This window comes from Pseudomonas sp. K5002 (assembly GCF_013386655.1).
Lineage (GTDB): Bacteria > Pseudomonadota > Gammaproteobacteria > Pseudomonadales > Pseudomonadaceae > Aquipseudomonas.
This window is the reverse complement of the sequence record NZ_JACARK010000213.1, coordinates 1-18,332: the sequence shown is the minus strand read 5'-3', so window position 1 is coordinate 18,332 and position 18,332 is coordinate 1. Positions and strand designations below refer to the sequence as shown.

Here is an 18,332-nt window from a genome sequence, read left to right as displayed (position 1 = left end):
ACGTGTTGCTGCTGGGTGTGCTGCCGTTTGTGTTTGGCCTGGCGGGTATCCCGCTGGCCGCCCTCGCCGGCGTGCTGTGCACCGCGTTGCTGTTGATGCAACGCCAGGCCTTGCTCGGCGCCCTGCCCTGGAAGGGGCACTGGTTGCTGAGTGGGCTGGTGATGGGCTTGGCGGCGTTGGTGTTGTTTCGGGTTCAAGGTATTTGGCTTCAGCTGGGGTTGAGCACCCTGGCGGGGGCCGTGGTGTTGCTGGGCATGGGCCTGTGGCTCAAGCCGTGGCGCAAGGCAGATTTATAGAGTGGGAGCAGTCAGGTGAAAAAACGCTGGATTCAAATGGATATTGCCAAGGGCATTGGCATCCTGATCATCGTGTTCGGGCACAGCTGGTTTGTCGCCAGTTCCCTGGACTTGCTGTACCCGCTGCTGGCGGTATTTATCCTGCCGTTGTTCTTCTTTCTCTCCGGGGTGTTCTTCAAGCCTGAACAACCCTTTGTCGAGATGGCGGTGCGCAAGGCCGATGCACTGCTCAAGCCGTTCTTCTTCACCATGCTGGTGTACATCCTGATCCGCGACCTGCTGCGCGGCCAGGCACTGCTGCCGGACATCGGCGGCGTGCTGTATGCCTCGGTGGACACCATTCCATGGCAGGCGCTGTGGTTCCTGCCGCACTTCTGGGTGGCGATTCTGTTCGGCTGGGTGATGTTGCGGCTGATGCAGCGCCTGGGCTTGTCGCTGGCCATGAGCTGCGTGGTGATCACCCTGCAATTGATGCTCGGGATCTGGACCCTGCCGTGGTTCTGGCAGGTGCCGGTGACCGTCGGCGGGCAGACCTGGACGATGCCGGGGCTGCCGTTCAGCATTGATGTGACGTTGATCAGCAGTACCTATTTTATCTTTGGTTACTTGCTGCGGGACGTGCTGCGTCGCCACCAGAGTTCGTTGCTGACGCTACTGGGCGCCATGGCGTTGTTTGCGGTGGTGTTCATCTACAGCTGGGACACCATGGACCTGGCACAGCGGCGTTACGACCACTGGCTGTGGACCAGTTTGCTGGCGGTGATCGGCGTATATGTATGCTGGGCCCTGGCCGGGGTGATGATGGTCTCGGGGCTGCTGACGCGGGCGATGACGTACATCGGGCAGTCGACGTTGATTCTGTTGATCTTCCACGGGGAAATTCAACACAAGACGGTGGACTTGATGGAACGGTTCGGGCTGCATCCGCTGCTGTCGGCGAGCATCGGGCTGGTGGTGGCGGTGGTGGTGCCGTTGATGATCGGCGAAGTGATCAAGCGGGTAGCGTTCCTGCGGTTTTTCTACTTCCCCTTCCCGATACGCAAGGCACCGGCGGTGGCCGGTGAAAAGCCTGGAGCTTGAGGCGTGATGTGGGAGCTGTCGAGCTTTAGCGAGGCTGCGATGGCATCACCGCGGTGTGCCTGAATTACCGAGGTGATGCTATCGCAGGCAAGCCAGCTCCTACAGAAAAACGCTCAATCATCCAGTGCCGGTTGTGGCGCTGGATGCTTGGTGTTTTTGCCCGCCTTGGCTCCAGCCTTGCCTGCTGCAGGGGCAGCGGGCTCAGGTTCGGCCGGCGCGGCAAGGTCCTTTTCAGCCTGGGGCATCTGATCAATTGCGCTGAAGAAATCCGCCAGGTTGAGGGTGTCGGGTGGCACGGTCTTCTCGAGTTTTTTCTCACCGTCCTTGCCCACCAGGATCACCTTGGTACCACTGCCGGCGCCCAGCTTGAGTGCGCGGATCAGCGCGTTGGTTTCCGGCGGCGCGAGCTTCTTGTTGTCCTTCGCGTCCTTGGCGAACTTCTCGCCTTCAGCGCCGATGCTGCCAAAGGACACGGTGTACAGCACCATGTTGCGCTCTTCAAAGGACTGCTTGTTGGCAGGCTCGTCCAGCTGTTTCTTGAGGGTGGCCAACGTCGGGTTGCCGGAGTCGAGCTCCACCACCACCAACGGGCGTGACTTGCCCAGGTCCTGCTTGAGCGGATTGAGATCATCCGCGGCCAGCAGCGGCCCCGTAAAAGCCATCAAGGTAGCCAGGGTCAGCGACCGGATGAGCATGCACACCTCCTTTGAATTCCATGCAGGGTTCTTGAGTTTCATGTCTGCGACAGTCAAATTCAAGGATGATTCCTACAACAACTTCAGAAAGCGTAGGTCAGGACGCCCGCGACGCAAGGCGTTTAGCCACCTTACGCCTCATTGTTTCTTTTGATTGCGGATGCTCACGACGGCCAATGCCGGGCAAATACCGGCGCTACGTTTGGGTGGGCATCCACCTGCGCCAGCACCCGGGCAAACTCAGGCCGCGACTGGTGCAGCGCGTCCCGCCCGCCAGCCCAACGCGACACCGCCGCAGCCATGATCGCCAGTGCATTCGGAACCTGCGCCGGGGTGAACAGTTGCTCGGCAAATTGATCGGCAAACACCTCCCAGGCCCTATGCAGGCGGCGACGGGTGCCGCTGATCAGCTGTTCATGCTGCTGCGCATCGGGGCTGTCGGTCCAGCGTTCCGGATAGTCGATGATGCCAATCGCCGAGTAACAGTTGGCGGCGATGTACACCAGGCCGCGAATGACTTGGGCGGGCTCCTCGGGCAGCAGCCCTGAGGCGGGAAACTGCAGGCCCAGGTGAATCAGGATCGCCGCGCTTTCCGTCAACACGCTGCCATTGGGCAGTTTCAGGGTGGGGATTTGCTTGAGCGGGTTGATCCGCGCCAACGCCTCGTTGCCCACGCGGTCTTCCCAGGAGCAGGCGTCGACCTGGCACCACTCGACACCGCAACGCTGCAGGGCAATTTCGATGATGCACGAGCCGGTACCGGGGGTTCCATAAAGGGTGTACACAGTGCCAAGCCTCCTGGCAGTGGATTGAGGTGTTAGGCTAGGCCGTTCATTCGTTCAACGGGAAGCCATCATGCACAGCAAACGCGTCACGATCGAAGACTGGGACGGCGACGGCGCCATTCGCCTGCCAGACGAAGCCTTGCAGGAACTGGGGCTGGATGTGGGCGACACGCTGTACATCGTCGAGACCTATGTGGGCACGCAAAAAGGCTTTGTGCTGTCGACCACGCCGAAAATTGCCGACCGGATGGATGAGTTGGTGGAAGAGCTGAGCCATAAGCCCTAGCGAGCCAGCCTGGCTTGCAACCCCGCCTTCACCTGTGGCCATTCCGGATCAATGATGCTGAAGCGCACCGAGTTGCGCTTGCGGCCATCGGGCATGATGCGCTCGTGGCGCACGATCCCTTCCTGTACCGCGCCGAGGCGCAGGATCGCGGCCCGGGATTTTTCGTTGAGTTCATCGGTGGTGAACTGCACCCGCACGCACTCCATCACTTCAAACGCGTGGGTCAGCAGCAACAGCTTGGCCTCGGTGTTGACCCCGGATTTCTGCACCGACTGGCTGATAAACGTGTGGCCGATCTCCAGCTTGCGGTTGACCCGGTCGACTTTCCAGAACCGGGTGCTGCCCACCACTTCACCGGTGTCGCGGCGCACGATCACAAACGGCATCACGGTGCCCGCCTCACGCCCGGCCAGGGCAATGTCCACGTACTTTTCGACGGTGTCGGGCCCCGGCACGTTGGTCACCTTGAGGTTCCACAACTGCCCGTCGGCAGCAGCCTGTACCAGGGCGGCGGCGTGTTCGCGTTGCAGGGGCCGAAGTTCGACCGTGGTGCCGGTCAGGGTGATTTCAGTCATGGGAGGGCTGCGCTGTCTGGTGGTCGTCAGTGGCCAAGATTGCAGGCTCTCGCCACCTCAAGGCAAGCCGTTTCAGAACAAGCCCATCTGGCCGCCCACCAGGGTGCCGAAGTCATCGTTTACAAACGGCAGGATCGCGTCCGCCACCGGTTGCAGTTGCCGGGTGACATAGTGGTCGTAGTCGATCGGTGCCTGGCGCACTTCCAGCGGCTCGGGGCCGTTGACGCTGATCACGTAGCTGATCCAGCCACCGTTCTGGTACTGGCGCGGGCGACCCTGGCGGTCGTTGTATTCGTCGGCCAGCCGCGCGGCGCGCACGTGGGGCGGTACGTTGCGCTCGTAGTCACCCAGTTGCCGGCGCAGGCGCTTGCGGTAGATCAGCAGGTCGTCGAGCTCGCCGCTCAAGGTGCGACGTACGTAGTCGCGCACATAATCCTGGTGGGGCTGGCGGTGGAAGATGCGCTGGTAGAGTTCCTGCTGGAATTGCCGGGCCAGGGGCGACCAGTCGCTGCGTACGGTTTCCAGGCCCTTGTAGACCATTTCTTCGCTGCCGTCGGCACGGGTGACCAGCCCGGCGTAGCGCTTTTTGCTGCCCTCTTCCGCACCACGAATGGTCGGCATCAGGAAGCGGCTGAAGTGGGTTTCGTATTGCAGTTCCAGGGCGCTTTGCAGGCCGAACTCATTCTGCAGCCGCTCGCGCCACCAGGTGTTGACGTGCTGCACCAGGTCCAGGCCGATGCGCGTCGCGTCTTCCTGGGAATGGGGGCTGCCGAGCCAGACAAAAGTCGAGTCGGTATCGCCGTAGATCACCTCATAACCCCGGGCTTCGACCAGCTCGCGGGTCTGGCGCATGATCTGGTGGCCGCGCAGGGTGATGGACGATGCCAGTCGCGTGTCGAAAAAGCGGCAACCACTGGAGCCGAGTACGCCGTAGAAGGCGTTCATGATGATCTTCAGCGCCTGTGACAGCGGCGCGTTGTGTTCGCGCTTGGCCACTTCGCGGCCCTCGGAAACCCGCGCGACAATCGACGGCAGGCAATGCCGGGTGCGGGAAAACCGCGCACCGCGAAAGCCTTCCACCGACTCGCTGTCTTCGGGGTGACGCAGGCCTTCGATCAGGCCCACCGGGTCGATCAGAAAGCTGCGAATGATCGACGGGTAGAGGCTTTTGTAGTCAAGCACCAGCACCGACTCGTAGAGGCCCGGGCGCGAATCCATGACAAACCCGCCGGGGCTGGCCTGGGGTGGTTTGTCTCCCAGGTTCGGCGCGACGAAACCCTGGCGGTGCATCAGCGGCATGTACAGGTGCGTGAACGCTGCCACCGAACCGCCGTTGCGGTCTGCCGGCAAGCCGGTGACGCTGGCTCGTTCGAGGAGGAATTTCAGCAGCTCGGTCTTCTCGAAAATCCGCGTGACCAGCTCGCAGTCCTTGAGGTTGTAGCGTGCCAGCGCGGGCTTGTCCTCGGCGAACATGCGGTTGATTTCGTCCATGCGCTGGTACGGCGTGGAGATCGATTTACCTTCACCGAGCAAGGTCTGGGCGACGTTTTCCAGGCTGAAGGATTCGAAACTCCAGGTGGCCGAGCGCAAGGCTTCGATGCCATCGATGATCAACCGCCCGGCCGCTGCCGCGAAGTAGTGATTGCGGCTGCCGTGCTCGCGCCAGCCCATGGCATCGCCGCCACGGCCCAGCAGCAGCGGCACGTTCAGGCGTTGCGCGTGTTCGTGCAGCACGCGCAGGTCGAACTGCACCAGGTTCCAGCCGATGATCGCGTCGGGGTCATGGGTGGCGAGCCACACATTCAGGCGTTCGAGGAGTTCGGCGCGGGTGTCGCAGTAGTCGAGCTTGAAGTCCACCGCATCGGTGTTGTTGGGCGGGCCGAGCATGTACACCTGGCGCTCGCCGCAACCTTCCAGGGCGATGGAATACAGGTCGCCCTGGGCGGTGGTCTCGATGTCCAGCGACACCAGCTTGAGTGGCGGGCGATAATCCGGCGCGGGTTTCATCTGCGCCTCCACCAGCATGCCGCCCTCGCCCGCTTTGCCGCCGAACAACACCGGCGCGGTGATGAAGCGCTCCATCATGTAGCGATCGGGCGGGCGCACATCGCCTTCGTAGACGTCGATGCCGGCTCGACGCAGGCGCTTTTCCAGGTCCATCAATTGGCGATGCTGTTGGGTGTAGAGGCCCAGCACCGGGCGATGGTGGAAGTCGCAGAGCGCCAGGTCACGCAACTCGATACCGCGCTCGCCCTTGAGCTGCAGCTCGGCGGGCTTGCGATGGGCTTGCGGGATGAACATCACGGAGGTCTGCACCGGCAAGCGCACGAACCTGGGGCCTTGATCGGTAGCCAGCCAAAAGCTGACCTCCGTGCCCGCCGGGGTGTCGCGCCAATGCCGGGTCAGGACAAACCCCTGCTGTAAATCCACCTTGCCACACCTCAAGAATCACTTTCAGGGCGTGATTCTACTCGGCCTGTGCCACGGCGCGGCGATTTAACCGAAATGGCCTACGTATACGGAGAGAGTAATCTCACAAACTTGTTGCAGAACATTAATGACAATTACTATCATTCGCACCGGAGTCGTATCCGCGCAGCGAGGACGCGCAACGTTGTTGCCCTTTTCCTCACATTGACGGTTCGCCGTCAGGATCGACCATGCCCACTTCCACCCGTTTGGCTGTGCCGTTTCGCCCTACCCTGCTCGCCCTTTGCTGCTCCCTGAGCCTCGCCGCTCACGCCGCCACTCCAGAAACCCCGCAGGATGCGAACAACAGTCAGGACGGCAAGGCTCTGGAATTGGGTGCTACCACCATCAGCGCCGACGCGGCCACGCCCAACGCCCTGCCCCCGGTGTACGCCGGCGGCCAGGTCGCCCGTGGCGGGCAACTGGGGGTGCTGGGCAACCAGGACATCATGGACGTGCCCTTCAGCATGTCTTCCTACACCGAAAAATTGATCCGTGACCAGCAGGCCGAGAACGTCGGCGATGTGCTGCTCAACGATTCGTCCGTGCGCCAGGCGTCGGGGTACGCGAACCAGGCCCAGGCCTTTGTGATCCGTGGCCTGCCGCTGAACGGCGATGACATTTCGTTCAACGGTCTGTACGGCATCCTGCCTCGCCAGATCATGTCCACCGACGCCCTGGAGCGGGTTGAAGTGTTCAAGGGCCCCAACGCCTTTATCAACGGCGTGACGCCCGGCGGCTCCGGGATTGGCGGCGGTGTGAACCTGCAACCCAAGCGCGCCGATGATGTGCCGTTGCGGCGTTTCAGCACCGACATCAGCAGCGATGGCCGGGTCGGCGAGCACCTGGATATCGGGCAACGTTTTGGCGAGGACAATCGTTTTGGCGCACGGGTGAATATTTCCCAGCGCGAAGGCGACACCGGGATCGATGACGAGAGCCAGCGTTCGAAGCTGTTTGCGGTTGGCCTGGACTATCGCGGTGATGCGCTGCGTTTGTCGGGAGACTTTGTCTACTCGAAACAGCAGATCAATGGCGGGCGCAACACCGTGTTGCTCGGCCAGAACCTGACCCATATCCCCAACGCGCCTTCGGCCGACACCAACTACGCGCCGAGCTGGGGCACCAGCAGCCTGGAAGACACTTTCGGCATGTTGCGCGCCGAGTACGACCTGAATGACAACTGGACCGCCTACATCGCAGGCGGCGCCAAGCACACCAACGAGATTGGCCGTTACTCCTCGGTCACGTTGAATGACACCCTGGGCAATGCCACCGTCAGCGGCTCGCGCATCGCCCACCAGGAAGACAACACCAGCCTGATGGCGGGCTTGAATGGCAAGTTCCAGACCGGCGCTGTCAGCCACAAACTGAACTTCGGGTTGACCGGAATCTGGGCCCAGACGCGCAACGCCTATGACTTCGACCTCAACGGCCACGCCAGCAATATCTATAACCCGGTGGACGTTGCCGAACCGGTCAAGGGCAGTTTCGTCGGCGGCGACCTGAACGATCCGGGCATCACCGCCAAGACCTTCGCCCGCAGTGCAGCGGTCTCGGACACCCTGGGCTTTATGGATGATCGCTTGCTGGTGACCGCCGGGTTGCGCCGCCAGGAACTGGTGGTCCAAGGGTATGCCTACGGGTCGGGTCCACGTAACGCCAATTACGACAAGTCGATCACCACACCGGTGTACGGCCTGGTGTTCAAGCCGTGGGACCACGTGTCGTTCTATGCCAACCATATCGAAGGCTTGGCCCAGGGCCCGACCGCACCTCAGAACGCCGGCACCGCACCCATTACCAACGCCGGCCAGGCCTATGCCCCGGCGCGCTCGAAACAGACCGAAGCCGGGGTCAAGCTCGACATGGGTACCTATGGCGCAACCCTGGGTGTGTATCGCATCGAGCAACCAACCGACGGTTACTCACAACTCAGCGCCGACGGCTTAAGCGCCACCTATGTTCGCCAGGGCGAGCAAGTCAACAAAGGCGTTGAGCTCAACGTGTTCGGTGAACCGATCGCCGGCCTGCGCCTGCTGGGCGGCGCAACCATCATCCACACCGAAGTCCACGGCACCCAGAACGGCGCCAACGACGGCAACCGCGCCATCGGCGTACCGACCTTCCAACTGAATGCCGGCGTGGACTGGGATGTACCAGGCCTGCAAGGCGTGACAGTCAACGGACGAATGCTGCGCACCGGCGGCCAATATGCCGACGCGGCCAACAACCTCAGCCTGCCCGCCTGGAACCGCTTCGACGTGGGCGCCCGCTACACCTTCAAGGTGGAACAGCGTGACGTCACCCTCGGCGCCACTGTGGAGAACGTCGCCAATACCAAGTACTGGGAATCGGCACTCGGCGGCTACCTGACCCAAGGTGACCCGCGCGTGGCCAAGCTGTCGGCCAGTATCGACTTCTAACCCCTGTCAATGTGGGCGCTGGCTTGCCTGCGATGCAGGCACCTCGGTGTGTCAGATGCACCCCGGTGATGCTATCGCAGGCAAGCCAGCTCCTACAGAAAGCAGATCTGCCTGCACCCGGGTTGTTTGCCGGACATTGGACAGCCGAACGCCAACTGCGTAGTTTCCCAACCACTGCGCACAAGGACCCCGGCATGTCCCCCGACCTCACTTCCATCGAGCTGTTCCTCAAGGCGATCAAGCTGGGCAACCTGTCCCGGGCGGCCGAGCAATCCCATCTCTCCCTCTCTGCCGCCAGCCGACGCCTGTCGCTGCTGGAGCAGCACTTCAAGGTCGCCCTGCTGACCCGCACCTCCACCGGCGTTTCACCGACGGCAGCCGGGGAAGTATTGGCCCAGCATGCACAATCGATCCTGCGGGCGGTGGACGGCATGCACGCCGATCTCGCCGATTACGCCAAGGGCGCCACCGGCCGGGTTTGCCTGTACGCCAACAGTTCGGCGATGAGCCAGGAACTGCCGCGCCAACTGACCCAGTGGAACACCTTGCACCCGGGCATCCGCCTGGATATTCGCGAGGAGCGCAGTCGGGAGATCCTCCAGGCCGTGCGCGAGGGCGTGGCGGATGTCGGCATCGTCACCACCCGCCCCAGCGAAGAGCTGCGGTTCGAGCCCTACTGCCAGGACCGCCTGTGCCTGCTCGTGCCCAATGACCACCCACTGAAAATGCGCCATGCGCGCTTCGAGGATTTGCTCGGCTACGACTTCGTCGGCCTGGAAGACAACGCCGCCATCACCCCGTTGATTACCGAGGCCGCCGCGGCGATCGGCATGCCGTTGCGGCTGCGGGTGCAGGTGCGCAGTTTCGAAGCAGTGTGCCGCTTGATCGCCGCCGGCCAGGGTGTGGGCGTGTTGCCACAGGGCGCGGTGCAGATCTTCCGCAAGGAGATGGCCTTGCGCTTTATCGAAATCGACGACAGCTGGGCCGACCGGCAGATGTACCTGTGCATGCGCAAGGAACAGCCGTCGCTGACGAGCCTGGCACTGTTCGACTACCTGAGCGCCAACCCTGCGTAAACCTTTGGCCTTCGAATTTTGCGAAGGTCGATTCCACAATTAGCAATTCCCCTGTTGTCACAGCTGTGCCAAGAATGCCCCCGCCAGACCTTCCTATAAAAACAAGACAGGAGACACGGCGTGTCCCAATCCCACACCCGCCCCACCCACCGCATCGCCGTGATTCCCGGCGACGGCATCGGCCGCGAAGTGGTGCCCGAAGGCCTGCGGGTACTGGACGCTGTCAGCCGGCGCTTCGGTATTCACTTTCACTTCGACCACTTTGCCTGGTGCAGCGAACACTACCTGGCCCACGGCACGATGATGCCCGACGACTGGGCCGAACAGATCGGCAGCCATGATGCGATCTTCTTCGGCGCGGTGGGTGCGCCCGACATCATTGCCGACCACACTGCGGTGTGGGAGTCGCTGCTGAAGATCCGCCGCCAGTTCGATCAATACGTGAATATCCGCCCGGTGCGCCTGATGCCCGGCGTGCCCTGCCCGCTGGCCGACCGCGTGCCGGGGGACATCGACTTTATCGTGGTGCGGGAAAATACCGAAGGCGAATACTCCAGCGTTGGCGGCCGCATGTGGGAAGGCACGGCGCGGGAAATCGCGGTGCAGGAGTCGATCTTCTCCCGCGAAGGCGTGGACCGCGTGGTGGACTACGCCTTCAAACTGGCGCAACAGCGCCCGCGGAAAAACCTGGTGGCGGCGACCAAATCCAATGGTATCTCGATCACCATGCCGTTCTGGGACGAGCGGGTCAACGAAATTGCCCGGCGCTACCCGGACGTGAAGACCGCCAAGTTCCACATCGACATTCTGTGCGCGCACTTCGTGCAGCATCCCGACTGGTTCGATGTGGTGGTGGCCTCCAACCTGTTCGGCGACATCCTTTCCGACCTCGGCCCGGCGTGCACCGGCACCATCGGCATTGCGCCGTCGGCCAACCTCAATCCGGAGCGGCGCTACCCGTCGCTGTTCGAGCCGGTGCACGGTTCCGCGCCGGATATTGCCGGGCTCGGTGTCGCCAATCCCATCGGGCAGATCTGGTCGGCCGCGCTGATGATCGAGCACCTGGGCGACGGTGATCCGCTTTATCAGGAAGCGGCGGCAGCCATCGTGTCCGCCATCGAGACGGTGCTTGCCGAAGGCCCGCGCACCCGGGAAATGGGCGGCAGCGCCAGCACTGTCGAAGTGGGTCGCGCCATCGCCGAATGCGTCGCAGGGAACAGGAGCTGAACATGACCAACGCACATTACATTGCCAACCAATGGCTGGCGTCGACCTCGCTGGAAGACATTCCGGTGATCGACCCCAGCACCGGCGACACCTATTCGAGCATCGCCCGTGGCACGGCCGCCGATATCGAGGCGGCGATCAGCGCGGCGCGCCTGGCACTCGGCGAAACCTTCGACGGCCCGTGGGGCCGGTTGTCTGCCGTGGAGCGCAGCCGTTTGCTGGCCAAGCTCGGCGTGGCGGTGCTGGAACATCATGAAGAGCTGGCGCAGATCGAGGCGCGGGACACCGGCAAGGCGCTGAAAGTCGCCCGCGCCGATGCCACCGCTCTTGCCCGCTATTTCGAATACTACGCGGGTGCCGCCGACAAACTGCACGGCGAAACCCTACCGTACCAGGCCGGCTACACGGTGTTGACGGTGCGCGAACCCCACGGGGTGACCGGGCATATCATCCCGTGGAATTACCCGATGCAGATTTTCGGGCGCAGCGTCGGCGCCTCGTTGGCGGCGGGCAATGCGTGCGTGGTCAAGCCGGCGGAAGATGCCAGCCTGTCGTTGCTGCGCCTGGCGGAAATCGCTGCCGAGGTTGGTTTTCCAGCCGGCGCGATCAACGTAGTCACCGGTTACGGCTACGAAGCCGGCGCGGCGTTGTGTGCACACCCGGGCATCGATCACATTTCGTTCACCGGCTCCACCGCCACCGGTACTGCCGTGTCGAAAGCCGCTGCCGAACGCCACTGCCCGGTCACCCTGGAGTTGGGCGGCAAGTCGCCGCAACTGGTGTTCGCCGATGCCGACCTGGATGAAGCGTTGCCGGTGCTGGTCAACGCCATCATTCAGAACTGCGGGCAAACCTGCTCCGCCGGCAGCCGTTTGCTGGTGGAACGCAGCATTTACGAAACCCTGCTCGCACGCCTCAGCCAACGTTTCAGCGAACTGCGCGCCGGGCCTTCGGCGCTGGACCTGGATATGGGCCCGCTGATCAATCAGAAGCAGCTGCGCCTGGTGCGCGAGTTTATTCGTCAAGCCGAACAGGAAGGGATCACCGTCGCCGCGCGCGGAACGGTGGTTGCCGAGGCCGGCAGCGGCGGGTATTTCCAGGAGGCGGTGCTGTTTCGCGATGTGCCGCCTGACAGTCGCCTGGCGCAACAGGAAGTGTTCGGCCCGGTGCTGGCCGTGATGCCCTTCGATGATGAAGCCGAAGCGATTCGCCTGGCCAACGGCACCGAGTTCGGCCTGGTGGCCGGCGTGTGGACCCGCGATGGCGCACGGCAAATGCGCCTGGCGCGCACCCTGCGTTGTGGCCAGGTGTTCATCAATAACTATGGCGCCGGTGGCGGAGTTGAATTGCCATTCGGCGGCGTGAAGGCCAGCGGGTATGGACGGGAAAAAGGCTTCGAGGCGCTGCTGGGCTTTACCACCTTGAAGACCATTGCGATCAAACACGGTTGATTCCTCACAACAACAAGAACGGAGAACACACCATGCGTTTAGCCAATAAAGTCGCGATCGTCACCGGCGCCGGCTCGGGGTTTGGCGAGGGCATCGCCAAGACATTTGCCCGCCAGGGCGCCAAGGTCATCGTTGCGGACATGAACGCCGTGGGCGGTCAGCGGGTGGTCAATGAAATCGCCGAAAGCGGCGGCCATGCGCATTTCATCGAGGTCAACGTGGCCAACGATGAAAGCATGGGCGCCCTGCTGCGTGGCACTTTGGAGCAGTTCGGCGGCCTGGATATCGTCATCAACAACGCCGGTACCACCCACCGCAACCGGCCGATGCTGGAAGTCGACGAAGCCGAATTCGACCGGGTGTTTGCGGTCAACGTCAAAAGCATCTTCTTGAGCGCCAAGCATTTTGTGCCGCATTTTCGCGGCCAGGGCGGCGGCGTGTTCGTCAATATTGCCTCGACGGCGGCGATCCGCCCGCGTCCGGGACTGGTCTGGTATAACGGCAGCAAGGGCGCAGTGGTGGTCATGAGCAAGACCATGGCGGCGGAGCTGGGGCCGGACAATATCCGCGTCAACTGCGTGAACCCGGTAGTGGGTGCCACGGCGTTGCTCAGCGAATTCATGGGCGTACCGGACACCCCGGAAAACCGCCAGAAATTCATGGCGACCATTCCCCTGGGGCGCTTTTCCACCCCGCAAGATGTGGCCAACGCCTGCCTGTACCTGGCGTCGGACGAAGCGGCGTTCATCACCGGCACTTGCCTTGAAGTCGATGGCGGGCGCTGCGTGTAACTCACTCTCACAGGGACCGGAATTGCTATGTGTGATCTTCATAATAAGAACGAGCCGAACACCCGCGAATTGCTTGAAGGCCTGCCAAAGAACTGGGGTAAATGGGGCCCGGACGACGAAGTCGGCGCCCTCAATTACCTGACTGAAGCCGAAGTACTGCGGGGCGTGGCCTCGGTGCGCCAGGGCAAGACCTTTACCCTGCAAGTGCAGATCGGCCACCCCGACGGCGACCCGATGTGGCCGGCGCGCAACCCGTCGATGCGCTTCAATACCCTCGACCACAGCCATTACCACTTCGGCAAACAGCCGCACATGACCGGTGGTGCGGCGTATTCCGACGACGTGATCTTCATGCAGCTGCAAGGCTCGACCCAGTACGACGCCCTCGGCCACGCCTGGTACGACAATCAACTGTGGAACGGCTACGACGCCCAGACCACCGTTGGCGGCATGGCCAAGGCCAGCGTGCTGGCGATTGCCGAACGCGGCGTGGTTGGCCGTGCGGTGCTGATCGACATGGCCCGCCATCGCGGCAAGAAGTGCCTGGGCCGGGGCGAAACCTTCAACCACCTGGACCTGCTCGACGCCGCCAAGGCCCAGGGCGTGACCATTGAAAAACGTGACATCCTGATCATCCGCACCGGGTCCATGGGGGCGTTTTATGAGCTGGGCAAGACCGAGTTCTTCAAGGACCTGATGGAGCCGGGGCTGACCTACAGCCGGGAGCTGGTGGAGTGGTTCCACGATATGGAAATCCCCAACCTGGTGACCGACACCATCGCCAACGAAGTGATCACCGACCCGGTGTCCGGGGTGCAGATTCCGCTGCATTGCGCGCTGATGCGCAACCTGGGGATCGCCTTCACCGAAATCGTGTTGCTGGAGGAACTGGCCGCCGATTGTGCGGACGACGGCCAGTGGAAATTCCTCTACACCGCCGCCCCGCTGAAGATTGTCGGGGGCAGTGGCGCACCGGTGAATCCGGTGGTGATCAAGTAGCCGTTCCGTCTCAGTGGCGAATTTGCGAATCGCGAGCGCGCCACTAGACTCAAGGCTCCTCTCACATGGAAGTCCACTCAATGAATGTATTGCGCCCTCTTCGCCAGGCAATTGCCCTGGCAACCCTGCTGTCTGCTGGTGCCCTGACGGCACATGCTGCCGATATCCCGCTGTCCAAGTCGCTGGAAGCCGATGAGGTGACCACCAAGGTGCTGGAGGTGGATGCCGCCAACCATCAGGTGGTGCTCGAAGGTGCCGAAGGCCGCAAGGTGCATGTGCAGCTCAGCGACCAGGCCAAGGACCTGGGCAATCTCAAGGCAGGTGATCAGGTCAAGGTGCTGGTGACCCATTCGGTCGCCGCCGTGCTGGACACCGACATCGACAAGAGCGCACCGGACGCCACCGAGAAGACTGGCGTCTTGCGCGCCACCGCGGATAACCCGAACCCGGGCGGTGCGGCCTTCCGCCAGGTACAGGTGCAGTTGAAGATCACCCACATTGACCTGGCGAAAAACCAGGTAACCCTGGAAAACCCGGCGGGCCAGAGCAAAGTACTGACCGTGGAGAAACCGGAAATTCGCGCAGGCCTCAAAGACCTCAAGGTCGGCCAAAGCGTGTTGGTGACCTACACCGATACCCTGGAAATCAGCACCGCCCACGAGGGCTGATGAATGCGGCGCCCCATCAGCTCACGGCTGATGGGATTTCGCCAGATAGTCTTCGATGTTGTTCATCTGATCATCCCAGCCTCGGGAGTTCTTCTTGTAGGCCTTCTGGCGGCGAACGTCCGGGATCCCGTCAAAACCTGACTCCACCACGCGCAACAAGATGCCTTCGGCGTGATCCTCAAGGGTGAACTCCACCAGCGTGGGGGTTTCCGCGTCGTAATCCACATCCTTGTCTACGGCGTAGGGATGCCAGCTGAAAGAGAACCGCGTCTGTGGTTCAAGCCGCTCGATCCTTGCCTTCCACACCACGTGCTCGTAACCGGGATAGGTGATCGGGGCTTCAATGGCCCGGCCCTGGGCAAACTGTTTGCCCTTGAGGGCGATGCCAAACCAGCTGCCGAATTGCTCGGCGTCGGTCAGTGCTTCCCAGACTCGTTGGCGTGGAGCGTTGAGCAGGACTTTACGTTTGATTTCATTTGATTCGTGCATGAGACACCTCCTGTATTGACAGTAGGCGACATCGACCAATGCGCAACCCTGGGGTTGCGCATTCCCGGTTTCAGCGAGTCAGAATTGCCACTTGGCGTTGACCATCGCGTTGCGCGGTTCGCCGTAGGAGCCGGAGTTGAACGTGCCCAGGCCGTCGTAGTACTTCTGGTCGAACAGGTTGTTGACGTTCAGGCCCACCGACAGGTGTTCATCAACCTGGTAGCTGGCGAGCAGGCCGACCACACCGTACGGGTCCTGCTTGGCCTTGTAGTACGGGCCTTCGTAGTTGATTTGGGAGGACGCATAGATCTCGCTTTGCCAGGTGACGTTGGCGCCGATGGTCAGGCGGTCGAGGTTGCCGGGCAGGCGGTATGAGGTGCCGAGTTTGAACAGGTTGATCGGCTGGTTGGCCTGCACGCGTGCGCCGTCCTTGTCGTGGGATTCGCGGTAGGTGTAGCCGCCGAATACGTTCCAGCCTTCGGCCACTTCACCGGAGATTTCGGTTTCGACGCCACGAGTGCTGGTGCCGGCGATGGCCTTGTAGACGGCTGCGCCTGAAGAGTCGGTGCCGGATTGCTCGGGAGTATTCTTCTGCTCGATGTCGAACAGGGCAATGCTGGCGTTCAGCGCGCCATTGAAGAATTCGCCCTTGAGACCGATTTCGTAGTTGTCGCCCTGCTGCGGCGCCAGGGAGCCCTTTGAAGACGTCTTGTAGAAAGTCTGCGGCAGGAAGATGTTGGTGTAGCTGGCGTAGACCGAGTAGGTATCGTTGAGGTCATAGATGACGCCGGCGTAGGGCGTGACCACGCCGGTCTTCCTGGTTTTATCGATGGTTTTCGTGCCTGCTGCGTAGTCCCGGTCGGCGTTCTCCTGGTTCCACCAACTGACCCGCGTCCCCAGGATGATCGTCAGCGGATCAATCGGTTTCAAGCGCAGGGCGGCGTAGACGCCGGTCTGTTGCAAAGTGGTGACGGTGCCACCGACTTCGGTGTACGAACGGCGACTGTACTGCCGGCCATCCCAGGTGAAGATGTTGTCCACCTGACCGTAGTCGTTATCGGCCGAACCGCTGCTGTAGTCGGGGAAGTTCAGGTGCGTGCGCGAACTGCTGGCGCCCATCACCAGTTCATGCTCACGCCCGCCCAGCTGGAACGGGCCGGTGGCATACACATCGACGGTGTCCTGGGTCTGATAGCTGTCCAGGCGATAGATGAAGGCACCCGCGCCCTGCCCTGTCACGGGGTCCGGGTAGCCGCCACTGGCCGACGCGCCCTGTCCTTTGCGGTAGGAATACTGATGGCTGTAGGCAGTCTTGAGGCTCCAGTCGTCATCCAGCTTGTGATCGAGCATCGTCGTGAAGGTGTAGCTGGTGTTGTCCATGTAGCTGGAGCGCGAGGCCGGGTTGAAGGAGCGGGAGAAGTGGGTCTGGGTGCCATTGTTGTAGAACAGCGGGATATGGCCGTAGGTGCTGCCATTGGCGTCGTTGTTCTGGTAGTCGAGGCTGGTGCGCAGCGTGGTGTTTTCGTTCAGGTCGATGTCCAGGGCGCCATACATCACGCGCTTGTCCTGCTTATACCAGTCGATGAACGAATTCTGTTTTTGATAAGCCGCGACGAAACGTCCGCGCATGTTGCCGGTTTCGGTCAACGGGCCGGACACATCGACTTCGGAACGGTAACGGTCCCACGCCCCGGCTTCGCCGGAAACGTAGGCCTGGAAGTCCTTGGTCGGGCGCTTGCGCACCAGGTTGATGGTGGCCGATGGAGTGCCGGCGCCGCTCATCAGCCCGGTGGCGCCGCGCACCACTTCGACGCGGTCGTAGATCGCCATGTCGGAGATCGCGCCGGTGTATTGCTGGGACTCGTTGGCCACCTGCGACGGAATACCGTCGTACTTGAAATTCTGGATTTCAAAGCCCCGGGAATAGAACGAGTAACGCTCGCTGTCGCGGTGGTTGCTGCTGATGCCGGGGGTGAAGGCCAGCACTTCGTTGAGGGTCGACAGGTGTTGGTCGTCCATCAACTGGCGGGTGACGACGCTGACCGATTGCGGCGTTTCCCGCAGCGACAACGGTAGCTTGGTCGCGGTACTGGTGGCGCCGGTGGTGTAGGAGCCGGTGTTTTCGGTGGTCAGGCTCAGCCCTTCGGCATTGATGCTGGTGGCGCCCAGGGTCAAGGCGCCGCTGGATTGCGGGATCAGGCCGTAGCTGCCATCACCATTGGCCGCCACGCTCAGGGCGCTGCCCGCCAACAAACGCGCGAAACCCTGCTCGACACTGTAGGTGCCGGTGAGGCCCTGGCTCTGCTTGCCCGCGGTCAGGCCCGAGTCAAAAGACAAGACGACGCCGGCGTCACTGGCAAAGCGGCTCAGTACCGACCCCAACGGGCCGGGCGCGATGCTGAAGGTCTTTTGCGGGCTGGCCGCCACAGCGCTGGAGCCTGGGGACAGCAACGGGCCCAGAAGGCTGTATTGCACCATCAACGACACGCCGAACAACGCCACCTGCAGGGGCTTTTTGCGAAATGATCGAAGCGGTGGATTGGCGACTGAAGTTTGCCCTGCGCGCATTACTGACTCCTGGTGACCGAAAGAAATGAAGAGGTATTGCAGGAGGAGTCGAGCGAGGCGCGGCAAATCGACAACGGCGGCGGATAAATATTTTGCGTTTTTATCCGCGGGCGACAATTTGGGTCCAGTAATCGGTGCGGGAGATGCGCCGTACCGGTAGCGCACGGGTCAGTGCGGTGAGGGTCAGGTCCAGATCATCCAGGGAATAGGCGCCGGAGACCCGCAGGTGGCCGACCTCGGCAGCACACCCCAGGTAACCTGGCCGATAGCGCTGCAACTCTTCGAGCAGGCGATCCAGCCGCCAGTTGTCCACTACCAGGCGCCCCGCCGCCCATTCGCCCTCGCCGGGCTCAATGGCGCGCAGCGTCAGCAGGCGGCTGGTATCGAAGGTCACGGCGTTGCCGGTGGTGATCACCGTCTCTGCCAGCTCATCACCCGGGCGCACGGCCAC

At 62.3% G+C, this 18,332-nt stretch carries 15 protein-coding genes and 2 pseudogenes; 10 read left to right on the top strand and 7 right to left on the bottom strand.

Annotation, left to right across the window (positions count from 1 at the left end):
• Together HX846_RS11835 and HX846_RS11830 are read left to right on the top strand one after the other, a co-directional pair.
• A pseudogene (locus tag HX846_RS11835) lies at nucleotides 1-296 on the top strand (murein biosynthesis integral membrane protein MurJ); the annotation flags it as partial.
• Nucleotides 297-311: 15 nt separating this feature from the next.
• Nucleotides 312-1,376 carry an acyltransferase family protein gene (locus HX846_RS11830; protein ID WP_168197518.1) on the top strand — a complete coding sequence of 355 codons (1,065 nt, stop codon included), beginning with the start codon at nucleotides 312-314 and terminating at the stop codon, nucleotides 1,374-1,376.
• Between the two features lie 113 nt (nucleotides 1,377-1,489).
• Here HX846_RS11830 and HX846_RS11825 read toward each other — a convergent pair whose 3' ends face one another.
• Both HX846_RS11825 and HX846_RS11820 read right to left on the bottom strand, forming a co-directional pair.
• A complete protein-coding gene (locus HX846_RS11825; protein ID WP_178965427.1) occupies nucleotides 1,490-2,071 on the bottom strand; it encodes a DUF4174 domain-containing protein in 582 nt (193 codons plus the stop codon).
• 164 nt (nucleotides 2,072-2,235) lie between these two features.
• Nucleotides 2,236-2,856 (bottom strand): glutathione S-transferase, encoded by a 621-nt coding sequence (locus HX846_RS11820; protein ID WP_178965426.1) that lies wholly within the window; start codon nucleotides 2,854-2,856, stop codon nucleotides 2,236-2,238.
• 70 nt (nucleotides 2,857-2,926) lie between these two features.
• Here HX846_RS11820 and HX846_RS11815 point away from each other — a divergent pair, with 70 nt between their 5' ends.
• Nucleotides 2,927-3,142 carry an AbrB/MazE/SpoVT family DNA-binding domain-containing protein gene (locus tag HX846_RS11815; RefSeq protein ID WP_003208231.1) on the top strand — a complete coding sequence of 72 codons (216 nt, stop codon included), beginning with the start codon at nucleotides 2,927-2,929 and terminating at the stop codon, nucleotides 3,140-3,142.
• Here the strand turns inward: HX846_RS11815 and HX846_RS11810 are convergent.
• On the bottom strand, nucleotides 3,139-3,717 hold the full coding sequence (locus HX846_RS11810) for a GNAT family N-acetyltransferase (protein WP_003208232.1): 579 nt from the start codon (nucleotides 3,715-3,717) through the stop codon (nucleotides 3,139-3,141). The two genes, HX846_RS11815 and HX846_RS11810, sit on opposite strands and share 4 nt — an antisense overlap.
• A 72-nt stretch (nucleotides 3,718-3,789) precedes the next feature.
• On the bottom strand, nucleotides 3,790-6,147 hold the full coding sequence (locus tag HX846_RS11805; RefSeq protein WP_102369591.1) for a DNA polymerase II: 2,358 nt from the start codon (nucleotides 6,145-6,147) through the stop codon (nucleotides 3,790-3,792).
• A gap of 230 nt (nucleotides 6,148-6,377) precedes the next feature.
• On the opposite strand from HX846_RS11805, the gene HX846_RS11800 reads away from it, so the two are divergent.
• The 7 genes from HX846_RS11800 (at nucleotide 6,378) to HX846_RS11770 (ending at nucleotide 14,824) form a co-directional block, all read left to right on the top strand.
• A complete protein-coding gene (locus HX846_RS11800) occupies nucleotides 6,378-8,612 on the top strand; it encodes a TonB-dependent siderophore receptor (RefSeq protein WP_087695328.1) in 2,235 nt (744 codons plus the stop codon).
• Nucleotides 8,613-8,806: 194 nt separating this feature from the next.
• Nucleotides 8,807-9,688 (top strand): LysR family transcriptional regulator, encoded by an 882-nt coding sequence (locus HX846_RS11795; protein ID WP_177067855.1) that lies wholly within the window; start codon nucleotides 8,807-8,809, stop codon nucleotides 9,686-9,688.
• 120 nt (nucleotides 9,689-9,808) lie between these two features.
• On the top strand, nucleotides 9,809-10,915 hold the full coding sequence (locus HX846_RS11790; RefSeq protein ID WP_177009202.1) for a tartrate dehydrogenase: 1,107 nt from the start codon (nucleotides 9,809-9,811) through the stop codon (nucleotides 10,913-10,915).
• Between the two features lie 2 nt (nucleotides 10,916-10,917).
• The gene (locus HX846_RS11785; RefSeq protein ID WP_177054828.1) at nucleotides 10,918-12,366 is read left to right on the top strand and encodes an aldehyde dehydrogenase family protein; all 1,449 of its coding nucleotides are present in this window, start codon (nucleotides 10,918-10,920) and stop codon (nucleotides 12,364-12,366) included.
• Between the two features lie 32 nt (nucleotides 12,367-12,398).
• Nucleotides 12,399-13,157: an SDR family oxidoreductase gene (locus tag HX846_RS11780; protein ID WP_008434578.1), complete on the top strand. Its 759-nt coding sequence runs from the start codon at nucleotides 12,399-12,401 to the stop codon at nucleotides 13,155-13,157.
• 27 nt (nucleotides 13,158-13,184) lie between these two features.
• A complete protein-coding gene (locus tag HX846_RS11775) occupies nucleotides 13,185-14,156 on the top strand; it encodes a cyclase family protein (protein WP_178965425.1) in 972 nt (323 codons plus the stop codon).
• An 80-nt stretch (nucleotides 14,157-14,236) separates the two neighbouring features.
• Nucleotides 14,237-14,824 carry a hypothetical protein gene (locus HX846_RS11770; RefSeq protein ID WP_102369595.1) on the top strand — a complete coding sequence of 196 codons (588 nt, stop codon included), beginning with the start codon at nucleotides 14,237-14,239 and terminating at the stop codon, nucleotides 14,822-14,824.
• A 21-nt stretch (nucleotides 14,825-14,845) separates the two neighbouring features.
• On the opposite strand, the gene HX846_RS11765 is transcribed toward HX846_RS11770, so the two are convergent.
• From HX846_RS11765 to HX846_RS11755, 3 genes and pseudogenes are all read right to left on the bottom strand, one after another.
• Entirely contained in the window at nucleotides 14,846-15,313 is a 468-nt protein-coding gene (locus HX846_RS11765) for an SRPBCC family protein (protein WP_003208248.1), read from the bottom strand.
• 78 nt (nucleotides 15,314-15,391) lie between these two features.
• The gene (locus HX846_RS11760) at nucleotides 15,392-17,881 is read right to left on the bottom strand and encodes a TonB-dependent receptor (RefSeq protein ID WP_178965424.1); all 2,490 of its coding nucleotides are present in this window, start codon (nucleotides 17,879-17,881) and stop codon (nucleotides 15,392-15,394) included.
• Between the two features lie 100 nt (nucleotides 17,882-17,981).
• Nucleotides 17,982-18,332: pseudogene (locus HX846_RS11755) on the bottom strand (iron dicitrate transport regulator FecR); the annotation flags it as partial.